Below are 23,970 nucleotides of genomic sequence, written 5' to 3'. Positions count from 1 at the left end.
CTTAGGGGCCGTGGGCAAGGTCCAGCCAAGGGCTCGGCGGGTCGGCGCATCCAGCCACCGCCGGGCTCGGCAGCCTCGTCGCGGCAAAAGGGCTGCCGGGCAGCAGCCATGCCGGGAGAGCGTCCCTGGTCACCGAAAGCGGGCGCTCCGAGCCCGGAGAGGACCGTTCAACAATCAAAAGGCCGCTTCCCTTGTCAGGAAAGCGGCCCCGTGATGGGCATCAGCCGGCGGTCGTCAGAGACCGTTGTCGGCGTCTGCAATTCTTAGGCGAAGCGAGGAGACTGCTCCATCGTGACACCGAGAATCAAAGACCCAACCGGCTTCAGACAATCACTCGACATTGGATCACCTCCTTTCGCTTCGTTGAACACGAGGAAGAGTATGGTGCGCAGAATCAGGCAACGCAAGAGCCTGCCGCAATTTTCGTCAGCTTCGCGCAATGTTGAGATTTTGGCGGATAGTCGATGCTCGTCCAGCGGCTGACCAACCGCTCTCCCGGCTGGGTTCAGCCCCCCTGAATTCCGGCTCTCGTCACGTCTCGCCGACGTCAAGGCTCTCGCCGGGCGTCAGCGGACGAAAGCGGTCGGCGCGAATTCCAGCGTCTGAAAGATGGCGCACCAGCATATTAGCCGGCTCATCAACGGGTTCGTCGGTCAGTTGGACCGTTCCCCAATGGATGCCGACCGCCTGCCGGGCCTGAACGTCGACGAAGGTCTTCACCGCCTCCTCGGGGTTCATATGCTGGGGCTCCATGAACCAGCGCGGCGCATAGGCGCCGATCGGGATCAGCGCCAGATCCGGCGCGCCGTGCCTTTCGCCGATGTCGCGAAAGATCCGTCCGCCGCCATAGCCGCTGTCGCCGGCGAAGTAGACGGTTCGCCCCCCGGCCTTGAGGACGAAGCCGCACCACAGGCACATGCGCGTGTCGCTGAACCCGCGGCGGCTCCAGTGATGGGCCGGCACGATGGCAATCGCCGCTCGCTGGGCCTTACTCGCCCGATCGCCCGCTCCACCGCCCGACGCGTCGACAGGCGCAGCGTCTGGTCGGCCCATCGCACCGATCGGCTGTTCCCCGAACGCGATCTCGTCGCCCCAGTCGCCGGCGACGACGTCGATGCCGGCGATTGTCCGCGACAACAGGGTGTCGTTGCCGAGCGCCGTGATCACTTTCGGGCGGTGTTCCGTGTGAAGTCGCTCAAGCGTCGCGACGTCGCAGTGGTCGTAGTGGTTGTGCGAGAGGAGGACGAGGTCGATCGGCGGCAGGTCCTCGAAGCGGACGCCCGGCTCTGCGACCCGCTTTGGACCGGCGAAGCTGAAGGGGCTGACGCGATCCGACCAGACCGGATCGGTCAGGACGTTGAGCCCCGCCACCTGGATCAGCACGCTGGCATGGCCGACCATCGTCACCCTCAGCCCCGCGACACGGGCCGCGGGCGTCGCCGGCTCGACCGGCAGATGGTCGGGCCATTTCGCCCGCTCGCCGCTGAACTGCCATTTGAGGAGGTCCTTGAACCGCCGATCGGTCCGTGGCTGGCCAGGATTGAAGAAGCGCGTGCCGTCGAAATGGTCGGAGATCGGGCCGGAATGGTAGGGGTTCCGCGTCATGGCCGTGGCCTCTTCGTCGAGCGTTTCGATCGGCCACCCGGCGCCGTTCACGGAGGCCTGCGGCATGAAAAAGGCCCGGGCGGATACGGCCCAGGCCTTTCGTTTCAACGCACCACGGCACGAATCGTTCGTGTCGACCGTCAGCCCTTCTTGTTCTGGCGGCTGTCGATCAGATCGTCGACGACGCCCGGATCCGCTAGCGTCGAGGTGTCGCCCAGCGCCCCGAAATCGTCCTCGGCGATCTTGCGCAGGATCCGGCGCATGATCTTGCCCGAGCGGGTCTTCGGCAGGCTGGGGGCGAACTGGATCTTATCCGGCGAGGCGATCGGGCCGATCTCGTTGCGCACATGGGCGACGAGCTCCTTGCGCAGGTCGTCGGAGCCTTCCTCGCCCTCCATCAGGGTGACGTAGCAGTAGATGCCCTGGCCCTTCATGTCGTGGGGATAGCCGACGACCGCAGCTTCCGAGACCTTCGGATGGGAGACCAGCGCCGATTCCACCTCGGCGGTGCCCATGCGGTGGCCGGAGACGTTGATGACGTCGTCGACCCGGCCGGTGATCCACCAGTAGCCGTCTTCGTCGCGCTTGGCGCCGTCGCCGGTGAAGTACTTGTTCTGGTAGGTCGAGAAATAGGTCTGCTCGAAGCGCTCGTGGTCGCCATAGACGGTGCGCATCTGGCCGGGCCAGCTATCGGTGATGCAGAGATTGCCCTCGGTCGCGCCCTCGAGCACGCCGCCCTCGTTGTCGACCAGCTGCGGCTGGACCCCGAAGAACGGCCGTGTCGCCGAGCCGGGCTTGAGATCGGTGGCGCCGGGGAGCGGCGTGATCAGGATGCCGCCGGTCTCGGTCTGCCACCAGGTGTCGACGATCGGGCAGCGCTCGTCGCCGACGACACGGTAGTACCAGTTCCAGGCTTCCGGATTGATCGGCTCGCCGACCGAGCCGAGCACTTTCAGCGTTTCACGTGAAGCACGGGTCACCTTGTCGTCGCCGGCGCCCATCAGCGCGCGGATCGCCGTCGGCGCGGTGTAGAAGATGGCGACCTTGTGCTTGTCGACGACCTCCCACATGCGGCCGGCATCGGGATAGTTCGGCACGCCCTCGAACATCAGCGTCGTCGCGCCGTTGGCGAGCGGGCCGTAGACGATGTAGCTGTGGCCGGTGACCCAGCCGACGTCGGCCGTGCACCAGTAGATGTCGCCTTCATGATAGTCGAAGACGTATTCGTGGGTCATCGAGGCGTAGACGAGATAGCCGCCGGAGGTGTGGACGACGCCCTTCGGCTTGCCGGTGGAGCCGGACGTATAGAGGATGAACAGCGGATCCTCGGCGTTCATCTCTTCCGGCGGGCAGTCGGTCGCGGCGCTCCCGCGCGCCTCGTGCCACCAGACGTCGCGGCCCTCGCTCCAGGCGATCTCGCCGCCAGTGCGCTTGACGACGAGGACGGTGTCGACCGTCTGTCCGGCCTTCGCCGCGATCTCGCAGGCCTTGTCGGCGTTCTTCTTCAGCGGCACCTTCTTGCCGCCGCGCAGCCCCTCGTCGGCGGTGATCAGGACGCTCGACTGCGCCCCTTCCAGCCGGCCGGCCAGGGCATCCGGCGAAAAACCGCCGAAGACGACGGAGTGGACGGCGCCGATCCGCGCCGAGGCGAGCATGGCATAGGCCGCCTCGGGGATCATCGGCATGTAGATGGTCACCCGGTCGCCGCGCTTGACGCCGCGCGCCTTCAGGACGTTCGCCATGCGGCAAACCTCCTCGTGCAGCTCGCGATAGGTGATCTTGCGGGAATCCTTCGGGTCGTCGCCTTCCCACAGGATCGCCACCTGGTCGCCGCGCTTGCCCAGATGCCGGTCGATGCAGTTGGCGGCAACGTTCAGGGTGCCGTCCTCGAACCAGCGGATGTCGACATTGCCGGGCGCAAAGGAGGTGTTCTTCACGCGAGAGAACGGCTTGATCCAGTCGATGCGCCTGCCATGCTCGGCCCAGAAGCCGTCCGGGTCGGAAACGCTCTTCTCGTACCAGGCGCGGTAGGTCGCGTCGTCGATCTTGGCGCGGCTCTTCCATTCGTCCTTGACGGGGATCGTCGTCATCGTCTTCCTCCCGGTTTCATGCCTTGCCGCCCTGACGGCGGTCTCCCGAAAGAGATTTAGGACGAAGCACCCCGGCAGGTCCAGTTGACGATGGGTTAGACTTTCGCCGGGGTCCGCCTCGTGTCCCGGTCCCGCCGGGAGAAGGGCGAGGCCGTCAGCCCATCAGGCCGATCACCACCGCCATGATGACGAAGGCGCCGAGCCAGTGGCCGGCATTGATCAGCGTCAGCTTGCGCGGCCGCGCCTCGTAGGAATGGTCGACGACCATCGTCGTCAGCACGAAGCCGGCCCAGGCGAGGACGGCGTTGGTGAGAGCGTTGCCGAGCGTGATCCCGCCGATATGCGCGGTGATGCCGGAGAGCATCTCGGCAATGACGAAATAGGCGATGAAGACGATGACGAGGGGCGCGATCTTCAGGGCCGGCTTGCCGCGATAGCCCGGCGCCGTCATCCAGCGCTTCTCGAACATCCGGTGCCAGACAAAGCCGAAGCCGAAGGCGAGGGCTGCGGCAAGAAGGCAGGTCAGCGGATTGGCGGCGGCGGCAAAACCCATGAAACGACTCCTGTCGGGCTGTAGTCGGACGTCTTGCGCAACGCGCCAGCCAAGGCTTCGTTTCCGGAAGCGCCGGCGGTACGCGGCCGGTAGTCTTCGTGGCGACGCTCCTGTCGGCTCCCCGGCGTTGCGTGCAAGCCATGCGGAAACGACGAAAGGGGCATTGCCGACGATCAGGCAAGCCCGCGGCGACAGCGTTCGTCGAATTGTCCCAGCATAATTTTACAAACAAGGATTGTATTTTTTCGGCATTGCATGCAATCTATGCGGGCATCACTTTACGGGAGAACACAACGATGAACCGCAAGTGCATCGCATCCGCCGGCGTCGCAGCCGCTGCATTGTTCGGGGCGTCGACGCTTGGCGCAGCGCCCGCCGCGGCCCAGTCGGCCGCCTGCGTCAATCTTCTGGTCGGCGCCGGCTATGCCGCCTGGATGGGCGTCAAGGTCGGCCAGGGCACCGACTGGTCGTCCAGCTTCCCGATCGGCAAGACGCGCTGCATCGCCCTGCCGGTCGAAGGGATGGTCCAGGGCACGCCCTATTCGGTGGTGGTCAAGGCCGTGCTGGGCAAGACCGTCACCTGCTCGCCCGACAACCTCACCTATACGCCCTCGACGACGACGTCGGTGGTCTTCAACGCCTGGGGAACGACGCTCTCGCCGAAATGCACGATGCCCGACGCCGAAACCACGACCGGCGCCGAATCGGCGGATATCGAGACGACCGCCGAAGGCCAGAAGGCGCTCCAGACCTTCCTTTCCGAGGGTCCGCAGGACTATTCCGACGAGTGAAGTGAGAGGGCCCGGTTGGGGCAGGCGACGCTGCAGCACCTGCCGGCGGCGCTCGATCGGCGCCGGCAGGAACGCCACCCTACTTCGTCGGTACGCCGTCCTTCCACGCATCCCAGTTCCCGACGATCGCGTCCGTCAGCTTCGAGCCGACGCGATAGGCGTTCTCGAGCGCGATGCCGAAGCCGCCGGACTGGGCGTTGAGCGAGGCGTCGGGCGCCTGGCCCTGATAGGGCTGGTCGAAATTGGAGGCGGTGCGCAGGACGGCGATGCGGTCCATGTCGATCCGGCCCATCTCGGCGCCCCGGGAAAGCGCCGTCAGCGTGGCGTTGTCCTCCTGCTGGGTGGTGCAGTAGTTCGCCTTGCCGTCGGTCAGGAGCTTCGCCCATTCGTTCATCGCGTCGCTGAACGACTTGCCGTGCCACCAGGTGTCGGCCGAGACGGTGTCGCAGATCGACACGATGGGCGCACCATTGGCGGGCGCCGCTTCGTAATTCTTGCGATAGGCCGCGGCCTTCTCGTCGTCGGCGAGTTCGACGCTCTTGGAGAGCTGGTATGCCTTCTCGGTCAGGGCCTCGTTCAAGTGGTAGACCTCGGTGCCATAGACCGATTTCGGCTTTTCGCCCGGCTCCTTCGTGAAGAAGCCGAAGCGCCCCGAAGTCCAGCCTTCCGGCGCCTCGCGTCCGTCGATCTCCCACATCAGGCCGCCGTCGACGACGTAGCGCGCCCAGTGGGCCGAGCCGGTGGTCCCGTCTGCCGGATCCACCCCGGCAATGCCGGCGATCAGGAAATAGGTCCGCGACAGGTCGAGCTTGTCGGAATAGACGAGGGCCGCGATCGAGCTGGCGGCGTTGGCATAGCCCATCGCGGTGGTGACGAGGCAAAGGCCGGCCTCGCTGCAGGAGAGGTCCGGAAACGCCTGCGACAGGCCAGGAACGGCGATCGTCTGGTCGAGCGCCTCGTTCTTCCGCCAGTTCTTCGCTTCGTGCTCGAACATGGAGACGACGACGACCTTCGGCGCGTAGGGCTCGGCGGGAGCTTGCGCTGCGGCCGAGCCCGGCAGGGCGAGGGCGGCAAGGCCGGCGGCGGCGAGGGATTTCATCGGCAATTTCACGGCAAGGCTCCTGCACTGCGGGCGAGACGGCGATTTAGGCCGCGGGGTCCTGCCGTCGCAAGACGAAAGATCAGGCAGGCTGCCTATGTCGTGGTCTTTTCCCCGTAGGCCCCGCCGAGCGTATCCTTCACGTAGAGCTCCCGCACGAAGACCATCAGGACGGCGACCAGCGGCACGGCGAGCGCGATGCCGAGCGTGCCGAACAGGACGCCGAAGACCGCCTGCGAGCCGAGCGTCAGCGCCGGCGGCAGCGCCGAGGTGTAGCGCTGGGCGATCGGCTGGGAGACGTTGCTCTCCACCCCTTGGACGAGAATGTAGACGCCGAGCCCCCACAACGCCATCGACGGCGATTCCGACAGACCGACGAGAACGATGGGGATACCGGCGATGAACGGGCCGAGGGTCGGAATGAAGGCCAGAAGCCCGGCCTGCAGCGCCAGGACGAAGGCGCTCGGCATGCCGATCAGTATGAGGCCGATCCAGGTGACGACGAAGACGATCACCATCGATATCCCGGTCCCGCAGACCCAGAGAACCAGTTCGTCCGCCGCAGCGCCGAGGGTCTCGTCGAGGCGCTTGCGCTTCGACGGCGGAAACAGGCTGACGATGCCGTGCCGATAGAGCTCCGGCTGGACGACGAGGAAGATCGCGATGAAGACGACGATGAAGACGTTGCCGAGGGTACCGAGCACCGAGAACATCGCCCGGGAGGCCGAGGAGAAGATGCCGGACGGGTTGGGCAGCAGCGTGTCGAGGCCGATCTCGCCGCTGTCCTCGGAGCCGCTGCCGCCCTCGCCGCCCGATCCGATGCCCATGTCGGCCATGGTCTTTGCCAACGCCTGAAGCTGTTCGCGCAGCTGATTCCACAGCTCGTTGAACTGGCTGACGAGGGTCAGCCCGCCGTAGAACAGCCCGCCGGCGATCGCCAGGGACAGGAAGGCAATGACGATGCCGAAGGCCCAGCCGCGCGACAGCCCGGCCCATTGCAGCGGACGAGCGAGCGCGGCGATGATCGCGGCCAGAAGCAGACCGCCGAAAATCATCAGAAGCGCGCCGGCCGCCGCCCAGACCAGCGCGACCGTCGCCGTCATCGCCAGAACCACGGATGTGACGATCGTCGCGCGCTTGGTGAGTTCGACCTCGACCCTGTCTTTCACCCTGCCCCCGGCTCGCTCGCGTTATGAGCGGCCATATGGTGCGGTCATCCTGCCGCGACAGGACGAAAGAGCATGGTCACGACGTAAAGCCGTCGTTTGAGCGCCTGAGGCCGCGGCCTGCTTCGACCTCAGCCGCCGTCTCTACCGCTCGCGTTCGGTGGCCCGCCGCGCCTGGCGCCAGGCTGCGGGAGTCTCCGCGGCAATCTGCCGGAAGGCCTTGGTGAAATGGGCCTGGTCGGTGAAGCCGAGCTGCGAGGCGATGCCGGCGACGGTCAGATCGCTGCTCAAGAGAAGCTGCTTGGCGAGGGCGATCCGATGCGCCAGCTGCCACTGCAGTGGCGTCTGCCCGGTGGTCGCCTTGAACAGCGAGGTGAACCAGCTTTCGGACAGGCCGACCGTCGCCGCCATCTGCGCGACCGTGAGGCGCCGGCCGCCTTCGGCGTCGATCCGGGCGATCAACCGGTCCATCTGCGCCTCGGTGAGCCTGCGACTTTCGGTTGCCCCGCTTGCGGTTTCGGCCGTCTCCATCGGGATGTCGAGGAGGGCCGAAGCGATGCTGCCGACGAGGCTTTCGCAATAGACGCCGTGCCTCGCCGGGTCGGACAACTCCTTGACGAGCAACGTCGCCAGCGTCTCGACCGGGCCGACATCGGCGATCTCCGCCGGCCGTCGCAGGGCTGCATGGGCGGCCGAACGGCCCAGTGAAGGCGCCAGGAACCGCAGCATCCGGTCGCGATGCACATGCAGGTCCAGATGCGAGAAGCGGTGCATGCCGGTAAAATCCGTCCACAGCGGCACGCCCGCGGGCACGTAGATCGCCCGCGTCATCGGACGATACTGCGACGGCGGACGGCCTTCGTGGTTGCACATGCGGATGTGCGAGGAAACGTCGTTGAAGAAGACGACGATCCTCGGATCGGGGGACAGGTAGTAGCCCGTCGCCCCGGGCCGCCCCTCCGCCACCCAGAAGACGCCGGCAATTCCCTCGAGGCTTCGCCATCGGACCGGCTCGATGGGCCGGATGCCCTCGGTGCGGCAGTGCATGGAATGGCGAAAGCTCAACGCGGTGAACCGCCTGTGCTGCCGGGCCGATGCCGGGCCGGTTGGATCGCGGGCGGGTGCAAGTCTCGATCCTTCCTCTCAATGCTCGGCCGGCCCTGCCGGCGACAGTGGCGGCGAAGCCACAGGGCGTCGGGCGAGACAGGGAACCCGCCGGGGATTCCTACAAAGACGGCCAAAACTACAATACCGGACAATCACTATCAAGTTATCGAAACGCGGCTGCGATCGAGCAGCGTCCACCGTCCGCAGGTCGCTCGAAAAAGCGTGGGGTCCGGACTTTCCGGCTGCCGGCGGGGACGAACGGACCGGCGCGGCGGGCGACAAGGCTCCGTCGCATGAGGGTCGGGGACGACAGTGAGGGGCTGAATCATGGAACATGAAGAGCGGCAGGCCAGGGCAGGCGACAGGTCATTTCGGGGGCGCAAGGCGGGGCATGCCGCCCGCCACGGGGGCATGCGCCGGCCTCGCGGCACGGCCGCCCTTCTCGCCTGTGGGACGGCGCTCGGCCTGATCCAGCCATGTCTCGCGCTCGCCCAGGATGCCGGCGCGCCGGTCACCCAGATCGACCTCGACACCGTCGTCATCGACGGCGGAACCGGCGGCGCCGTCGGTCCCGACGCCACCATCGTCGCTGGGGATACCGCCGTCGGCTCGAAGACCGACACGCCCATTCTCGACGTGCCGGCGGCCGTCTCGGTGGTCACCGAAGAGGAGATGCGCCAGCGCGGCGTCGACAATCTCGACGAGGTGCTCGCCTATACCGCCGGCGTTTCCTCCGACATCTACGGCTCGGACGACCGCTACGACTTCTATCTCATTCGCGGCTTCTACCAGTCCAACTACGGGACATATCGCGACGGCCTGCCGAACCGGAACTGGAACTTCACCGGCAGCCGGATCGAGCCCTATGGCGCCCAGCGCTTTGAGGTCCTGAAGGGCTCGACCTCGACGCTGTTCGGGCTGAACGGGCCGGGCGGCCTCGTCAACGCCATCAGCAAGCGGCCGCAGGACCAGGCTTTCGGCGAGGTCTATACCAGCTTCGGCGACGGCCACATCGAGACCGGGACGGATTTCGGCGGGCCGCTGACGGCCACCGGCGACTGGTCCTACCGCATGACCGCCAAATGGCAGGACGGCAACAACGGCGAAGACTTCACCCAGGACGACCGCCTCTATGTCGCGCCGGCCCTCACATGGAGTCCCGACGCCGCCACCAGCCTCACCATCCTCGGCGACTACAACAAGCGCGAAGGCAACACCTCCCACGGCATCCCCTTCGGCTCGGGCATCGATCCCGATACGTTCCTGGGCGAGAGCGACTACGACGCCATGGACACCGAGGAGTTCAACATCGGCTGGCTGTTCAGCCACGATTTCGACAATGGCCTCGAGGTCCGCTCGAACGCCCGCTACACCAATCTCGACCTCACCTACGAATCGGTCTTTCCGGGCTCGCCCCTGGTCTCAGGCTCCAGCAGCATCGCCCGCTCCTCCCTCGGCGTCTACGGCAAGAGCGAGAGCTTCCTGATCGACAACCAGCTGCAATATGACGCGTCGCTGGGCCTATTCGACAGCCGCACCCTTATCGGCCTCGATTATTCGCATTACGACATCACCGAGACCCGCGACGACGGCACGGCGAGCCCGATCGACATCACCAAGCCGAGCCATTGCGGCCGCGGCTGCGTCGTCCCCTACCGCCAGCTCATCGACAACACCGAGATCGAGATCGTCGGCCTCTACGCCCAGGAAGAGCTGACCATCGACGAGCGCTGGATCCTGACGCTCGGCGGCCGCTACGATCACGTCGAGCAGACCAACGACTACGATTACGACTATGGCGGCGGCTTCCTCTCGCAGGGGACCGACGCCGTCACCGACGAGGCCTTCACCTCCCGGCTCGGCCTGACCTACAAGGCCACCGACGAGGTATCGCTTTACGCCAATTACTCCGAATCCTTCCAGCCGATCGGCACCAGCCGCGCCTTCCTGGCCGCCCCGGCAGAGCCGCAGGAAGGCACGCAGTACGAGGTCGGCGCGAAGTACCGGCCGGAAGCGGTCGACGCCCTGTTCACGCTGGCGCTCTTCGACCTCACCCAGTCGAACGTCACCCAGTGGGACCCGAACTTCACGGCGCAGTATCAGCTCGGCGAGGTCAATGTCCGCGGCGTCGAGTTGGAGGGCAAGATGGCCCTCGACGACCGCATGAACCTCACCCTCGCCTATTCCTACTGGGACGCCGAGATCGAGGAGGACATCCTCGGCAATGCCGGCAACCGCCCGCAGCTCGTGCCCGAGCACCTCGCCTCGATCTGGGCCGACTACACCATCCCCGGCGAAGGCATGTTCGGCGACCTGACGCTCGGCGCTGGCCTGCGCTATTTCGGCCCGAGCTTTGCCGACGACGCCAACACGATCGACCTCGATGCCCGCACCACGGTCGACGCGGCGCTGACCTACAAGATCACCGACACCGCCACGCTGCAGGTCAACGCCACCAACATCTTCGACAAGCGCACTGTCGCCCATGTCGATACGTTCAGCGACACCGCCTACTACAATGACGGCCGCACCGTGCGTGGAACGCTGCGTTATACGTGGTAGACGGCGCGGCAACCGCTTTCCCGGGGTTCCCGCAAAGCCGGCGCACCCTCACCGTTGCGTCGGGCTTAGCGGGACCGTCGGCCTGGCGCGGACGGCCTTCGGCCAGGATCGGCCGTGGAGAATCATGGGTGTGCCTTCACCGGTAATCCCGCGCTCCAAAAATCGCCGAGCCAACGCGCACCGAGGTCGCGCCCATCTCGACGGCGATCTCGAAGTCGCCTGACATGCCCATGGACAGCTTTTCAACACCTGCTTCGCCGGCTAACTTCCTCAGAAGCGCGAAGTGCGGGCCGGGATTTTCCTCCGCCGGCGGGATGCACATCAGGCCCTCGATGGAGAGCCCGTGCTCCGTCCTGCAGCGCTCGACGAAGGCGACGGCCTCGGTCGGCATGATCCCGGCCTTCTGCGGCTCCTCGCCGGTATTGACCTGGACGTAGAGGCGCGGCGCCCTGCCCTGCTTCTTCATCTCCTTGGCGATCTCGCGGGCGATCTTATCCCGGTCGACGCTCTCGATCACGTCGAACAGCGCCACGGCATCCGCCGTCTTGTTGGACTGCAGCGGCCCGAGCAGCCGGAGTTCGATATCGGGGAAGCGCTGCTTCAGCGCCGGCCACTTGCCTTGCGATTCCTGCACCTTGTTCTCGCCGAACACCCGCTGCCCGGCCTCGATGACCGGCAGGATCGCCTCCTCGCCATGAGTCTTGGAGACCGCGACGAGGGTGACGGCGTCGGCGGGGCGGTTGGCACTTGCGGCGGCCTTGGCGATGCGTTGCCGGACGTCGTCGTAGCCGCTGAGTTGATCTGTCGTCGTCATGCTTGGGGTCGCGCTTTCTTGATGCGGAAAGAGTTCCGTTCTATCTTGTCGGAGTGGGCGCCGGGGCAATTGCCCCGACGCCTCTCGCTCAGGTGATGATCTGGACCCGGAGTTCGACCAGCCAGCCGCTTCGGGTCCGTTTCACTCTAAGCGTGACAGTCAGTGGTAGGAGCCACATCACAGTCACTCCGAATGAAGACAAAGCCGTTGCCACGGCCGCGGGGCCTCATCCTCCGCGGCAGCGCCGGCTGGCCTCGGCGCTTCTGCTTCTGCCTTCACTGACGTCATTTATGCGAGCTGGAGTGCGGCTTGGGAAGGCCGGCGTTGCGCTTTCGCGTAGGCCCGGATAACCCCTTGCGGAGCTTTCAGACGGAGCGTTCCCTGCTCCCGCGCCGACATTCCGACGAGATGCCCGACATGACCACCGAACGCTACAATCCCCGCACCGCCGAGCCGAAATGGCAGTCCGCCTGGGCCGAGGCGAAGCTCTTCGAGACCAAGACTGATGCGGCGGGCGAAAAATACTACGTCCTGGAGATGTTCCCCTACCCGTCGGGCCGCATCCACATGGGCCATGTGCGCAACTATGCGCTGGGCGACGTGGTGGCGCGCTACAAGCGGGCGAAGGGCTTCAACGTGCTGCACCCGATGGGCTGGGACGCCTTCGGCATGCCGGCCGAGAACGCCGCGATGCAGAACAAGGTCCATCCGGCGAAATGGACCTACCAGAACATCGACACGATGCGCAAACAGCTGAAATCGATGGGGCTGTCGCTCGACTGGTCGCGCGAATTCGCCACCTGCGACGTCGAATACTACCATCGCCAGCAGATGCTGTTCCTCGACATGTTGGACAAGGGCCTCGCCTATCGCAAGAAGTCGAAGGTCAACTGGGACCCCGTCGACATGACGGTGCTCGCCAACGAGCAGGTGATCGACGGCAAGGGCTGGCGCTCCGGCGCCGAGGTGGAGAGCCGCGAACTCGTCCAGTGGTTCTTCAAGATCACCGACTTTGCCGACGACCTCGCGGCCGCCCTCGACCGGCTGCCGGAGTGGCCGGAAAAGGTTCGGCTGATGCAGAAGAACTGGATCGGCAAGTCGGAAGGCCTGATGCTGCGCTGGGCGCTGGCGGAGGGCACCGCGCCCGAGGGCTCCAGCGACGTGACGGTGTTCACCACCCGGCCGGACACGCTCTTCGGCGCGTCCTTCATCGCGGTCGCGCCCGACCACCCGCTGGCGCAGAAGGCCGCCGGGACCGATCCCGAGCTCGCCGCCTTCATCGCCGAGACCCGCAAGACCGGCACCACCGCCGAAGCGATCGAGACGGCCGAAAAGAAGGGCTACAGGACGACGATCGAGGCGGTGCATCCGCTCGACGCGAGCTGGCGCGTGCCGGTCTATGTGGCCAATTTCGTCCTGATGGAATACGGCACCGGCGCAGTCTTCGGCTGCCCGGCCCACGACCAGCGCGATCTCGACTTCGCCCGCAAATACAATCTTCCCGTGAGACCCGTCGTCCTGCCGCCCCACGAGGATCCGGTGGCGTTCTCCGTGGCGGACAAGGCCTATGTCGAGGACGGCACGATCTACAATTCGCAGTTTCTCGACGGCAAGACGCCGGACGAGGCCTTCGACGCCGTCGCCGCGAAGCTGGAAGCGACTGAGCTCTTCGGCGCGCCCCAGGCCAGCCGCAAGGTGAACTATCGCCTGCGCGACTGGGGGATTTCGCGCCAGCGCTATTGGGGCTGCCCGATTCCGGTCCTGCATTGCGCCGCCTGCGGCGTCGTGCCGGAGAAGCGCGAGAACCTGCCCGTCAAGCTCCCCGACGACATCGACTTCGACAAGCCCGGCAATCCGCTCGACCGGCACCCGACCTGGCGAAAGGCCACCTGCCCGCAATGCGGCGGCGATGCTTCACGTGAAACAGACACGATGGACACCTTCGTCGATTCCTCGTGGTATTTCGCGCGGTTCACTGCACCTCACACCGACGAGCCGACCGACCCGCAGGCGGCCAATGCCTGGCTCCCCGTCGACCAGTATATCGGCGGCATCGAGCATGCGATCCTGCATCTCCTCTATTCGCGCTTCTTCGTGCGGGCGATGCGGGCATGCGGCCATCTCGATCTCGACGAGCCGTTCAAGGGCCTGTTCACCCAGGGCATGGTGGTGCACGAGACCTACAAGGACGGCCGCGAATGGCTGCCGCCGGAGGACGTGCGGATCGAAGAGGCGGACGGCAAGCGCGTCGCGACCCGCCTGTCGACCGGCGCCGCCGTCGAGATCGGCGGCATCGAGAAGATGTCGAAGTCGAAGAAGAACGTCGTCGATCCGGACGACATCATCGCCTCCTATGGCGCCGACACGGCCCGCTGGTTTGTCCTGTCCGACTCCCCGCCGGACCGCGACGTGATCTGGTCGGAGGCCGGCGTCGAGGCCGCCCATCGCTTCGTTCAGCGGCTGTGGCGGCTGGTCACAGAAACCGCCGGCAAGCTCGGTCCGGCGGACGGCAAGGTTCCGGCACCGGGCAGTGAAGGCCTCGCCCTCGAGATCCGCAAGGCGGCCCACCGTACCGTCGCCGGCGTCTCCGACGACATCGAGCGCCTCGCCTTCAACAAGGCGATCGCCCGGGTCCACGAACTCGTCAACGAGCTGGCGGCGTCGTTCGCCAAGGTGAACCCGGCCGATCGGAGCCAGGCGGGAGCCGCCCGCGAAGCCATGTCGATGCTCGCACGCATCGTCGCGCCGATGATGCCGCATCTCGCCGAAAGCCTCTGGGCGGCGATCGGCGGCGCCGGCCTCGCAGCCTCGGCGCCATGGCCGCAGGTCGACGAGAGCCTTCTGGCTGACGATCAGGTCACACTCCCGGTGCAGATCAACGGCAAGAAGCGAGGCGACTTGACCCTGCCCGCGGACGCCGGCAAAGCTGACATCGAGAAGGCCGTGCTGGCGCTCGATTTCGTCGTCGCCGCGCTGGCCGGCCAGGCGCCCAGACGCCTGGTGGTGGTGCCGGGGAGAATCGTCAATGTCGTCGTCTGATCGCGCCGGTCGCGCCGCTCCGAAGGGCGGCCTGTCCGCCCCCTCTCCGCGCCGGACGTTCGTGGCGGCGTTGCTCGGCACCGCGCTCCTCGCCGGCTGTACCGCAGGGCCGCTCTACGGCACCCACGGGGTGGGCGGAACCGATGTCGGCGCCGGCGCCATGCGGCTGCCCTATGCCGGGCGCATCGCCATCACCGAGGCCGATACCCGCACCGACCAGCTGGTGCGCAACGAGCTTTTGTTCCGCCTCAATCGCGGCACACCGGTCTCCGACCCGCTTTACGAGCTTCATCTCGAGGTGACGGGCAAGGCCCGGGGCGTGGTCGTGCAGAGCGATGGCGTCTCGCGCTCGGTGATCTACGTCGAAAGGGCCAAGTATCGGCTGGTCCGCCTTTCCGACCGCGTCGTGGTCGCCACGGGCGAGCGGTCGGCGACGGTCCCCTACGATCAGACGGTGCAGCTCTATGCCAGCCAGCGGGCGCTGAAGAACGCCCGCGAAGAGGCCAGCAAACAGCTCGCCGCCCAGCTCGAAATCGCCATCGCCTCGTCGCTTTCGCGCAGCGCGGGGTGAGGAGCCGGAGCGGGCGCGAGGCCGATGGCGGCGCCCCTCATCCGACATGCGAACGCGGGGTGCGGCAGGGCTTTGCGTGACGACGAAGCAGCGGCTTCGTCGTCATTGGTTCATCCCCGCCGCAAGGATAGCGAAGGGCCATGCCGAGCCCCTGCCCCCTCGACGGGCGGGCTCCCGGCCGCTCGATTGCCGCCCCCATCGCCGACGAAAGGACCCCGCCCCATGGCCCAGAAGAAAGCCGGCGAAGTCGAGGCCTTTCTCAATCGGCCGGACTTCGCCTTCTCCGTCGTCCTCTTCTACGGGCCGGACACCGGCCTCGTCGCGGAGCGTTCGGCCAAGCTCGCCAAGGCCTTCGGCGTCGATCCGACCGACCCGTTTTCCGCCGTCACCCTGTCGGCCGACGAGATCGAGAAGGACATCGGCCGGCTCTATGACGAGGCGAACACGCTGTCGCTGCTCGGCGGCAAGCGTCTCGTCCGGGTGCGGGGGGCCGGAGCCGGCCGTGCACTGGCGGATGCGATCGGCGAGCTGGCGGGGACGCGGCTCGCCGAGACGCTGATCGTCGTCGAGGCGGGCGATCTGAAGAAGAGCGCCGGGCTTCGCACCCATGTCGAGCGCGGCCGCCACGCCATGGCCCTGCCCTGCTATCAGGACGAGGGTCGGTCGCTCGACCTGATGATCGACGAGGAGCTGTCCGCTGCGGGCCTGTCGATGGACCGGGAGGCCCGCGAGGCGTTGAAGGCCCGGCTCGGGGCGGACCGCATCGCCTCGCGCGGCGAGGTGAAGAAGCTCTGCCTCTATGCGCTCGGCACGGCGACCGTGACCGAGGAGGACGTGGCGGCGATCGTCGGCGACGTCTCGGCCGACGCGCTCGACGAAGCGATCGACGCGGCCGCTTCCGGCGAGGTCAAGCGCCTGCCGCATCTGATCGACCGGCTGACCACGGCCGGCACCGCGACCTTCCAGCTGCATCAGGCGCTGCTGCGCTATTTCCAGCAGTTGCAGGCGCTGCGCGACAGCGTCGAGAAGCATGGCGAGCCGGTCGCCCGCGCGGTCGAACGCCGCCGCCCGCATTTCCGCCGCAAGCCGGCTCTGGAGGCGGCGCTCAATGCCTGGCCGCTGGCGGCGATCGACCGCCGCGTCCAGGCGATCGAGGCGGACATCCTGTCGAGCCGCAAGGATTCCGGCCTGGCGCTGACCATCACCCACAAGACGCTGATGGACACGGCGGTGGAGGCCGCAAGGTTGCGGGCCCGCGGGCGGCTTTGAGGCCGCGGCCTCGCGCCCGGGCGCCTGTCAGCGCGTGGCATCCACATGTGGCGTCCTGCCCCCCGCCTCCTGGCGCGAGGGATCGACCCACAAGCCCGACTGTCGCCGATCATGCCAGGTAAGGAAGCCTCGGATCAGGGGAGCCGTTCGATGTCGAAACGGACGGTTCCTTCCATCCGCTCGGCCGGCGCCAGCACCCGGAGCCCGTGATCGCCCGTTTCCACCCGGTTGACCGCGTCGACCATGTGGCTCACCGGCTCGACGGCAAAGAAGTCGCGTTCGTCGGCGCGGAAGACGACCAGCTTGCCGAACACGGGATCGGTTTTAATACGGATCAGTATGCGACGCTCCGGATAGGCGATCTCGGCCGTCCCGTCCCAGCCCTCGAAGCAGTGATCCACCGCGCCGATACCATCCACCCGGCGCATCGTTCGGCAGTCCCAGGATTGCGGCACGGTCATGCGCCCGGTCGGCAGAACGCGCCCGTCGCTCTGCCAGACGCGGCTCGCCGCAAAGCGCAGATACGCGCCCGGTCGGTCGAAATAGGGGTGGAGGCCGAAGCCGGCGGGCATGGGCCGGTCGTCGCGGTTCTCCAGGCAAAGCGTGACCGCGAGGCCCTGCGGCGTCAGGACGAAGCGCTGCTCGCCGCGATAGGCGAAGGGCCATTCCGCGGCCCTTGCCGCGCTCTCCTGCGGATCATGGTCGAGCGCGACCACCGCCGCGTCGGGGGCGGCCGAGACCACCGTCCAGGCCCGCTGCCAGCCATTGCCGTGGAGGCTGTGCGGGTTGTCGCCGAAATTGCGCGCGAGCTGGAACCGCTCGTCGCCGAAGTCGAAGGCGGCGTCGGCGATGCGGTTGGAATAGGGGATCATCGCATAGGAGCCGCAAAGGCCGGCGCGTCGCTCCGCAAGGGCCAAAGGCGGCGTCCGGCGGAGGATCGGCACCGCCCCAACCGAAAAGGCGGCAATCGCGCCACCGACCGTCGGGGCGACGTTCAAAGAGAGTTCGCCCGCCGTCAGGGCGAGGGTGCGGGCCGCCTCGGTCGCTTCCGCCATGTCAGGCTGACGGTTTGATGCCGCGGGCGGCGTCATAGCTCCGGTCATGCGTCGATTTCCACGCCCGGGTGTTCATTTGCGCCGTCATGCGGCCTCACCTCTGCCCTTCGGCCTCGGACCGATCGCCGACACCGCTGCTCGCCGCGGCGATAAAGGGTCGGCCGTTCCAGATCGGTCAATCCGGCCGCGCACCGCTCCGCGCCGACGATCATCCTGTCATGCACTCGCCGATGCGGCCAGTGTCTCCCGCCATTTGCGCCTTATCTATCATGGCCAGGCGGCCCCATTCCGGCCGCGACAGCAGGAGCGACGACCCATGGAGATCAAGCGCATCGGCGATACGCCATCGGGCGAAGGCCCCGCGGAATATTTTACCGGTCGGGTGCGGCTCGATCCGTTGATCAGCCCGCCGGAGCCGGCGCGCGTTGCCATGGCGCGGGTGACCTTCGAGCCCGGCGCCCGCACCGCCTGCATACCCATCCGCTCGGCCAGACCCTGATCGTCACGGACGGCTGCGGCTGAGTGCGCCGGGAGGGCGGGGCGAAAGAGACGGTCCGGGCCGGCGACGTCGTCTGGTTTCCACCCGGCGAGCGGCACTGGCACGGCGCGACGGCGACCACCGGCATGGCCCACATCGCCATTCAGGAACGCGTCGATGGCAGCGCCGTCGATTGGCTGGAGCAGGTCTCCGACGAGGACTATCGGGCAGGGTAGGGGGCAAGCAGACGGGAGCAGAAGCAGCCGCCCCTGGGCGCCCGCCTTCAGAGCGAGCGCAAACGCGGGCTGGTGAACCCCGCCGTATAGCCGCCCTGATTCTCGAGGCGCCGAACGAGCCCCTCCAGATCGGCCTCCCGGTCGAGATCGAACTGGACCACCGGCCGGCCGCCGGAAACGACGATCGACACGTCGAAGCCGGTCGCCTCGCGGAGCCGGCGCTCATAGCCGAGGATCGCCTCGCTCTTGGGTTCTTCGGCGGTCTCGGCCGATTTGCGGCCGCGGCGGCGGGCCGCCTGCTTCGGCGTTTCCTCGGCCGCCGCCGGATCGCGCGCCAGCGCCTCGGCCTCACGCACCGACAGGTTCTCCGAGGCGATGCGCTTTGCCAGCGTCACCGGATCGTCGGCGGTGACCACCGTTCGGGCGGCACCCGCCGAAAGGACGCCCTCCTCGACCATCGCCCGCACCTCGGGCGGCAACTTCAACAGCCGCAGCGTGTTGGCGACGTGGCTGCGGCTCTTGGCGAGGATCTCGGCGAGATCGGCCTGGGTATAGCCGTGCTCGTCGATCAGCGACTGATAGCCGAGCGCCTCCTCGATGGCGTTGAGATCGGCGCGCTGGACGTTCTCGATGATGGCGATTTCGAGCGACTGGCGGTCGTTCAGCTCCCGCAGGACCACCGGAACCTCGGATAGCCCAGCCAGGATGGCCGCGCGCAGGCGGCGCTCACCGGCGACGAGCTCGAACCGGCTCCTGTCGCTGCCGAGCGGGCGCACCAGAAGCGGCTGGACGACGCCGTGCTGGCGGATCGAGGCGGCGAGCTCGGCAAGCTCGTCCTCGCGGAAATAGCGCCGCGGATTGTGCGGATTGGGGGTGATGCTGGCGATCGGCACCGACCGCTCGGGCGCCACGGAGGGAGTAGCCGGCTGCGGATCGAAGCCCGGGACCGGGCGGGACGGGCCGGAGGCGCCGCCGCCGATCAGCGAGGCGAGGCCTCGTCCCAGTCTCTGGCGCGATCTGTCTTCGGTCATTGGCCTCTTCCCATCTTCCGTCTGCACCGCCTTGTTCGTCGCTTCGCCGCCCGTCCCCGTCCCGTCCGTCCGGCTCACGCGGCGACGAGCCTTTCCTCGCGCCGGATCACCTCGGAGGCGAGCTGGATATAGGCCTGGCTGCCGGGGCATTTGAGGTCGTAGAGGATCGCCGGCTTCCCATAGGAAGGCGCCTCGGAGATCCGGACGTTGCGCGGGATCACCGTGTCGTAGACATGCTCGCCCATATAGGAGCGGACGTCCCGGACCACCTGGGCGGCGAGATTGTTGCGGCTGTCATACATGGTCAGGACGATGCCGTGCAGGCCGAGCATCGGATTGAGGCTGTCGCGCACCTGCTCCACCGTCTGCAAGAGCTGCGACAGGCCTTCGAGGGCGAAGAACTCGCATTGCAGCGGCACCAGGACGGCATCGGCGGCGGCCATGGCATTGATGGTCAAGATGTTGAGCGAGGGCGGGCAGTCGACCAGAACGAAGTCGTAATCGGCGCCTTCCTGCTGATGGAAATGCAGCGCGTCGCGCAGCCGGTAGGCCCGCCCGTGGATGCCGGATATCTCCGTCTCCAGGCCAAGAAGATCCATGGTCGAGGGAATGATCGACAGGTTCGGCACGGCCGTCCGCATCGCCGCCTGACTGATCGAAGCGTCTTCCTTCAGGACGTCGTAGGAGGAGAGTTCGCGATCTTCCTTGTCGATGCCAAGCCCGGTCGAGGCGTTGCCCTGGGGATCGAGATCGATCAGGAGGGCGCGCTTGTCCACCGCGGCGAGCGCAGTGGCGAGATTGATGGCGGTGGTCGTCTTGCCGACACCGCCCTTCTGGTTGGCGATCGTGATGATCCGCATAGGCTCCGCCACGTCCATCGGCTGAATTCCAAGTCTTTTGAGGTGTCGGCATCGGTCACCCCCGCCCGCCGCAGGTCGGGAATGGCGACATCGCCCGTCGGCAGGGCCGTCTCAGCCTTGGCGCCGCGCGATGGCGGCGACCTCGAGGATGACCGAATCAGCCTCCACCTGTGATTCATGAATTATCATGGTGAATCGCCAATTGGCAGTCGCGGCCGCTATTTCCTGTTCATGACTGCGCCCCTTTTGAAAGAAGCACCGTGTTTCACGTGAAATATGCGGTGCGACCATGGCCAGGAGATCGTCCAGCGACGCCAATGCGCGGGCGGTGACGACCTCGGCCCGGCCGAGAACTTGACCGGCCGTCTCGATCCGTACCGGATGGACCGTACCCATGACGCCCATTTCCGTCCGCGCGGCCGCCAGAAAGGCCGCCTTCTTGCGGCTCGACTCCACCATGTCGACAGCGCTCTCCGGCCGGCAGGCCGCGATGACGAGGGCGGGCAGGCCGCCACCCGAGCCGAGATCGACCGCCTGCGAAAACTCCGGCAGCAGCCGTTCGAGACTGAGCGAGTCGGCGACGTGCCGCCGCCAGACGTCGCCGAGCGTCGAAGGCGCGACGAGGTTCATCCGCGTCTGCCAGTCGGTCAGCATCGCCACATAGGCGTCGAGCCGCGCCAGCGTTTCACGTGAAACGGCGTAATGGTCGATGAGCCACGCGCGGCCGGCAGCTTGTTGCAGTGCAATATTCTCAAGATCCAGCGGCTTCGGGGGCCGCGCATCGGAGGCGGCTGGCGAGGCGCTCGTAACGGATCGGTCGACGGAGTTGCGGCCGTCGGGCCGCGTCGCCCGGTTCGATGGCTCGCCGGTCACAGGACGCGAGCGGCCCGAGCGATCACGCCGCATCGGCGAGTGAACTCCGGCGGATGGCGAGAAGGACGAGGGCAAGCGCTGCCGGCGTCATCCCGTCGATGCGTTCGGCCTCGGCGACGTTGCCAGGGCGCCGGGCCGTCAGCTTCTGGCGTAGCTCGTTGGAGAGCCCCGGAATGCCGGTGTAATCGAGATCGACCGGGATTTCGCGCGCCTCGTCCTTCCGCAGCCGCTCCTGATCCTTCTTCTGGCGATCGAGATAGACGTCGTAGCCCGCCTCGATCCGCGCTCGCGCAAAGGTCTTTTCGTCGATGGCGGCGAGTTCGGGAAACACCGCGACCAGCCGGTCCGGCTCGATGGCGCTCTGGGCGAGCAACTGCCAGGCGCTCCGCCGCCGGCCGTCCTGATTGACGGCGATGCCGTGCCGGCCCGCCTCGGACGGAGTGAGCTTCGCCGCTTCCAGCGCCGCTCGGGCCGCCAGGAAGGCAGCTTCGGCACGGGAGAAGCGCTCGGCCCGATCGGCGGAGACGATGCCGAGTTCCGTCGCCAGCGGCGTCAGCCGCCGGTCGGCATTGTCGGCCCTGAGCGACAGGCGGAACTCCGCCCTGGAGGTGAACATGCGATAGGGCTCGGTGACGCCGGTGCGCGTCAGGTCGTCGATCATCACGCCGATATAGGCGTCGGCGCGGCCGAGAACGACCGGCTCCGATCCACCGGCGAGGCGGGCTGCGTTCAGCCCGGCGACGAGCCCTTGCGCGCCGGCCTCCTCGTAGCCGGTGGTGCCGTTGATCTGGCCGGCGAGGAAAAGCCCCGGCGCCTTGCGGACGGCAAGCGCCCGGTCGAGCTCGCGCGGATCGACATGGTCGTACTCGATGGCGTAGCCGGGCTTCAGGATCGCCACCTTTTCGAGCCCGGGAATCGAGCGGAGGAAGGCGTCCTGCACTTCTTCCGGGAGAGAGGTCGACAGGCCGTTCGGATAGACGGTGTCGTCGTCGAGCCCTTCCGGTTCGAGGAAGATCTGGTGGCCGTCGCGGTCGCCGAACTTGACGATCTTGTCCTCGATCGACGGGCAATAGCGCGGCCCGACACCCTCGATCTTGCCCGAATAGAGCGCCGAGCGGGCGAGATTGTCGCGGATGATCGCGTGGGTCTCGGGCGTCGTGCGGGTGATGCCGCAGTCGATTTGCGGATTGTCGATGCGATCCGTCAGGAAGGAGAAGGGCACCGGCTCCTCGTCCGGCTTCTGGCTGTCGAGGCTCGCCCAGTCGATCGTCCGGCCGTCGAGCCTGGCCGGCGTCCCGGTCTTCAGACGTCCCAGCGACAGGCCAAGGCGGCGCAGCGTGCCCGAAAGGCCCAGCGAGGGATCCTCGCCCATCCGGCCGGCGGGAATCTGTCGATCGCCGATATGGATCAGCCCACCGAGAAACGTGCCGGTGGTCAGCACCACGGCGCGACAGGCGATGCTTCGGCCGTCGGCAAATACGATGCCCGAGACGGCGCCGGAGGCATCAAGCTTGAGATCGAAGACGTCGCCCTCGACCACCGTCAGCCCCTCCGTCTCCCGGATCAGGCCCTGCATGGCGGCGCGGTAGAGCTTGCGGTCGGCCTGGGTGCGCGGGCCCCAGACGGCCGGGCCCTTGCTCCGGTTGAGCATGCGGAACTGGATGCCGCCACGGTCGGCGGCAAGGCCCATCAGCCCGCCGAGGGCGTCGATCTCACGCACCAGATGGCCCTTGCCGATGCCGCCGATGGCAGGGTTGCAGCTCATCGCGCCGATCGTGTCGAAGCGATGGGTGACGAGGACCGTGTTCGCGCCGGCCCGCGCCGCGGCGCTGGCGGCCTCGCAGCCGGCATGCCCGCCGCCGACCACGACCACGTCGGCGCGAGCGGGCATGGCGGCCGGGACAGGGGAGGGGGCGCGGGTGGCGGTCATGATCGTCTTTGCGTCTTCGGGTCAGTTCAAGCGGACGTCCTGCGCGGACACGGTGGCAAGGTCAGCACGAGGCGGCGGCAGTCCACCCGGGGTCGAACCCGATATCAGGTGTCTCCGAAACCCATATGGGTCTTTGCCCACTCATGCTTTACAATCGTCCGTATAAGGGAAACGCGCCGCACGAACAACGCTGCCGCCCGGAGCCCGGTCGACGCCGCGAGGACCACGACCATGAGCCTTCTGGAGACCCGTCCCTGGACGCTCGATGAGTTCTTCGCCTGGCAGGTGGAGCAGGAGGAGCAATATGAACTCGTCGGTGGATTCCCTTTGCTGCAATCCCGTTCCCTGATGGGCCACAACCTCGCCGTTGCGAACATCATCGGTGAAATCGGACAGCGATTGCGCGGCGAACCGTGTCGCGTTTTTACCGCCGACATCGGCATCGAAACCCTTCCCGGCCAGATCCGCCGGCCGGACGCCGGCATCGATTGCGGCAGCTTCGATCCGGACGGCTATCTCGCCGCCGAACCGGTGGTCGTCTTTGAGGTGCTGTCGCCCTCGACGCGGGACTTCGACCGGCTGCGCAAGGTCGACGAATACAAGCGCGTCTCGACCATGCGCCACATCGTCGTGGTCGAACCGACGCGCCCGCAGGTGCTGGTCTGGTCGCGCGGCGGCGAAGAGGGGAGCGACTGGACCCCGGAGGAGATCCTCGGCGTCGATGGCGTCATCCACCTCGACGCCGTTTCCATCGACCTGCCGCTTGCCGAACTCTATGACCGGCTGACTTTCCAGCCATGAGGCGGGCCGCGCGCTTCACCGGTATGTCATTCCGGTCGCC

18 protein-coding genes and 1 pseudogene are annotated in these 23,970 nt (G+C 67.0%); 7 read left to right on the top strand and 12 right to left on the bottom strand.

From position 1 onward, the window contains the following. Positions 1–531: 531 nt before the first annotated feature. The 3 genes from GTK09_RS17560 to GTK09_RS17550 all read right to left on the bottom strand — a co-directional run bounded on the left by GTK09_RS17560 (position 532) and on the right by GTK09_RS17550 (position 4,248). Positions 532–1,671, bottom strand: coding sequence for an MBL fold metallo-hydrolase (locus GTK09_RS17560; RefSeq protein ID WP_312869916.1), 1,140 nt, complete (start codon positions 1,669–1,671; stop codon positions 532–534). Between the two features lie 74 nt (positions 1,672–1,745). Then, a complete protein-coding gene (acs, locus tag GTK09_RS17555; protein ID WP_163464765.1) occupies positions 1,746–3,695 on the bottom strand; it encodes an acetate--CoA ligase in 1,950 nt (649 codons plus the stop codon). A gap of 154 nt (positions 3,696–3,849) precedes the next feature. Continuing rightward, positions 3,850–4,248, bottom strand: a complete 399-nt coding sequence (locus tag GTK09_RS17550) for a DUF1761 domain-containing protein (RefSeq protein WP_163464764.1) — start codon at positions 4,246–4,248, stop codon at positions 3,850–3,852. Positions 4,249–4,544: 296 nt separating this feature from the next. Here GTK09_RS17550 and GTK09_RS17545 point away from each other — a divergent pair, with 296 nt between their 5' ends. Beyond that, a complete protein-coding gene (locus tag GTK09_RS17545; protein WP_163464763.1) occupies positions 4,545–5,039 on the top strand; it encodes a hypothetical protein in 495 nt (164 codons plus the stop codon). Positions 5,040–5,118: 79 nt separating this feature from the next. Here the strand turns inward: GTK09_RS17545 and GTK09_RS17540 are convergent, their stop codons facing one another. From GTK09_RS17540 to GTK09_RS17530, 3 genes are all read right to left on the bottom strand, one after another. Next, positions 5,119–6,138, bottom strand: coding sequence for a purine-nucleoside phosphorylase (locus GTK09_RS17540; RefSeq protein WP_163464822.1), 1,020 nt, complete (start codon positions 6,136–6,138; stop codon positions 5,119–5,121). Positions 6,139–6,233: 95 nt separating this feature from the next. Next, positions 6,234–7,307 (bottom strand): AI-2E family transporter, encoded by a 1,074-nt coding sequence (locus tag GTK09_RS17535; protein ID WP_163464762.1) that lies wholly within the window; start codon positions 7,305–7,307, stop codon positions 6,234–6,236. 141 nt (positions 7,308–7,448) lie between these two features. Continuing rightward, on the bottom strand, positions 7,449–8,369 hold the full coding sequence (locus GTK09_RS17530; RefSeq protein ID WP_203561085.1) for a helix-turn-helix transcriptional regulator: 921 nt from the start codon (positions 8,367–8,369) through the stop codon (positions 7,449–7,451). Between the two features lie 369 nt (positions 8,370–8,738). Here GTK09_RS17530 and GTK09_RS17525 point away from each other — a divergent pair, with 369 nt between their 5' ends. Continuing rightward, positions 8,739–10,973 (top strand): TonB-dependent siderophore receptor, encoded by a 2,235-nt coding sequence (locus GTK09_RS17525; RefSeq protein WP_246217976.1) that lies wholly within the window; start codon positions 8,739–8,741, stop codon positions 10,971–10,973. A 136-nt stretch (positions 10,974–11,109) separates the two neighbouring features. On the opposite strand, the gene GTK09_RS17520 is transcribed toward GTK09_RS17525, so the two are convergent. Beyond that, a complete protein-coding gene (locus GTK09_RS17520; protein WP_163464761.1) occupies positions 11,110–11,787 on the bottom strand; it encodes a YggS family pyridoxal phosphate-dependent enzyme in 678 nt (225 codons plus the stop codon). Positions 11,788–12,204: 417 nt separating this feature from the next. Here GTK09_RS17520 and leuS point away from each other — a divergent pair, with 417 nt between their 5' ends. The 3 genes from leuS to holA all read left to right on the top strand — a co-directional run bounded on the left by leuS (position 12,205) and on the right by holA (position 16,666). Then, positions 12,205–14,826, top strand: coding sequence for a leucine--tRNA ligase (leuS, locus tag GTK09_RS17515; protein WP_163464760.1), 2,622 nt, complete (start codon positions 12,205–12,207; stop codon positions 14,824–14,826). After that, on the top strand, positions 14,813–15,397 hold the full coding sequence (locus tag GTK09_RS17510; RefSeq protein WP_163464759.1) for a hypothetical protein: 585 nt from the start codon (positions 14,813–14,815) through the stop codon (positions 15,395–15,397). The genes leuS and GTK09_RS17510 overlap by 14 nt, the downstream gene beginning before the upstream one ends. A gap of 222 nt (positions 15,398–15,619) precedes the next feature. Continuing rightward, entirely contained in the window at positions 15,620–16,666 is a 1,047-nt protein-coding gene (holA, locus tag GTK09_RS17505; protein ID WP_163464758.1) for a DNA polymerase III subunit delta, read from the top strand. 134 nt (positions 16,667–16,800) lie between these two features. Here holA and GTK09_RS17500 read toward each other — a convergent pair whose 3' ends face one another. Further along, complete coding sequence (locus GTK09_RS17500; protein ID WP_163464757.1) at positions 16,801–17,769, bottom strand: aldose 1-epimerase; 969 nt, start codon at positions 17,767–17,769, stop codon at positions 16,801–16,803. A gap of 268 nt (positions 17,770–18,037) precedes the next feature. Here GTK09_RS17500 and GTK09_RS17495 point away from each other — a divergent pair. Then, positions 18,038–18,435 (top strand): annotated as a pseudogene (locus tag GTK09_RS17495) ((R)-mandelonitrile lyase). A gap of 47 nt (positions 18,436–18,482) precedes the next feature. Here GTK09_RS17495 and GTK09_RS17490 read toward each other — a convergent pair. The 4 genes from GTK09_RS17490 to mnmG form a co-directional block, all read right to left on the bottom strand. Then, positions 18,483–19,466 carry a ParB/RepB/Spo0J family partition protein gene (locus GTK09_RS17490; RefSeq protein ID WP_163464756.1) on the bottom strand — a complete coding sequence of 328 codons (984 nt, stop codon included), beginning with the start codon at positions 19,464–19,466 and terminating at the stop codon, positions 18,483–18,485. Positions 19,467–19,540: 74 nt separating this feature from the next. After that, complete coding sequence (locus tag GTK09_RS17485; RefSeq protein WP_376768011.1) at positions 19,541–20,326, bottom strand: ParA family protein; 786 nt, start codon at positions 20,324–20,326, stop codon at positions 19,541–19,543. Positions 20,327–20,437: 111 nt separating this feature from the next. Continuing rightward, a complete protein-coding gene (gene rsmG, locus GTK09_RS17480; RefSeq protein WP_163464755.1) occupies positions 20,438–21,232 on the bottom strand; it encodes a 16S rRNA (guanine(527)-N(7))-methyltransferase RsmG in 795 nt (264 codons plus the stop codon). Then, positions 21,222–23,090 (bottom strand): tRNA uridine-5-carboxymethylaminomethyl(34) synthesis enzyme MnmG, encoded by a 1,869-nt coding sequence (mnmG, locus tag GTK09_RS17475; RefSeq protein ID WP_163464818.1) that lies wholly within the window; start codon positions 23,088–23,090, stop codon positions 21,222–21,224. Before mnmG ends, rsmG begins: the two co-directional genes overlap by 11 nt. 270 nt (positions 23,091–23,360) lie before the next feature. On the opposite strand from mnmG, the gene GTK09_RS17470 reads away from it, so the two are divergent. Then, positions 23,361–23,930, top strand: a complete 570-nt coding sequence (locus GTK09_RS17470; protein WP_163464754.1) for a Uma2 family endonuclease — start codon at positions 23,361–23,363, stop codon at positions 23,928–23,930. Positions 23,931–23,970 lie beyond the last annotated feature (40 nt).

Origin of the sequence: Jiella pacifica, assembly GCF_010500815.1 — a bacterium.
Taxonomy (GTDB): Bacteria; Pseudomonadota; Alphaproteobacteria; order Rhizobiales; family Rhizobiaceae; genus Jiella; species Jiella pacifica.
This window is presented reverse-complemented; position numbering and strand designations above follow the sequence as displayed.

Bases quoted from the DNA above. Each gene is read 5' to 3' on its own strand.
- GTK09_RS17560 (WP_312869916.1), bottom strand. From the start codon at position 1,671: ATGCCGCAGGCCTCCGTGAACGGCGCCGGGTGGCCGATCGAAACGCTC.
- acs (WP_163464765.1), bottom strand. From the start codon at position 3,695: ATGACGACGATCCCCGTCAAGGACGAATGGAAGAGCCGCGCCAAGATC.
- GTK09_RS17550 (WP_163464764.1), bottom strand. From the start codon at position 4,248: ATGGGTTTTGCCGCCGCCGCCAATCCGCTGACCTGCCTTCTTGCCGCA.
- GTK09_RS17545 (WP_163464763.1), top strand. From the start codon at position 4,545: ATGAACCGCAAGTGCATCGCATCCGCCGGCGTCGCAGCCGCTGCATTG.
- GTK09_RS17540 (WP_163464822.1), bottom strand. From the start codon at position 6,138: ATGAAATCCCTCGCCGCCGCCGGCCTTGCCGCCCTCGCCCTGCCGGGC.
- GTK09_RS17525 (WP_246217976.1), top strand. From the start codon at position 8,739: ATGGAACATGAAGAGCGGCAGGCCAGGGCAGGCGACAGGTCATTTCGG.
- GTK09_RS17520 (WP_163464761.1), bottom strand. From the start codon at position 11,787: ATGACGACGACAGATCAACTCAGCGGCTACGACGACGTCCGGCAACGC.
- leuS (WP_163464760.1), top strand. From the start codon at position 12,205: ATGACCACCGAACGCTACAATCCCCGCACCGCCGAGCCGAAATGGCAG.
- GTK09_RS17510 (WP_163464759.1), top strand. From the start codon at position 14,813: ATGTCGTCGTCTGATCGCGCCGGTCGCGCCGCTCCGAAGGGCGGCCTG.
- holA (WP_163464758.1), top strand. From the start codon at position 15,620: ATGGCCCAGAAGAAAGCCGGCGAAGTCGAGGCCTTTCTCAATCGGCCG.
- GTK09_RS17500 (WP_163464757.1), bottom strand. From the start codon at position 17,769: ATGACCGGAGCTATGACGCCGCCCGCGGCATCAAACCGTCAGCCTGAC.
- GTK09_RS17490 (WP_163464756.1), bottom strand. From the start codon at position 19,466: ATGACCGAAGACAGATCGCGCCAGAGACTGGGACGAGGCCTCGCCTCG.
- GTK09_RS17485 (WP_376768011.1), bottom strand. From the start codon at position 20,326: ATGCGGATCATCACGATCGCCAACCAGAAGGGCGGTGTCGGCAAGACG.
- rsmG (WP_163464755.1), bottom strand. From the start codon at position 21,232: ATGCGGCGTGATCGCTCGGGCCGCTCGCGTCCTGTGACCGGCGAGCCA.
- mnmG (WP_163464818.1), bottom strand. From the start codon at position 23,090: ATGCCCGCTCGCGCCGACGTGGTCGTGGTCGGCGGCGGGCATGCCGGC.
- GTK09_RS17470 (WP_163464754.1), top strand. From the start codon at position 23,361: ATGAGCCTTCTGGAGACCCGTCCCTGGACGCTCGATGAGTTCTTCGCC.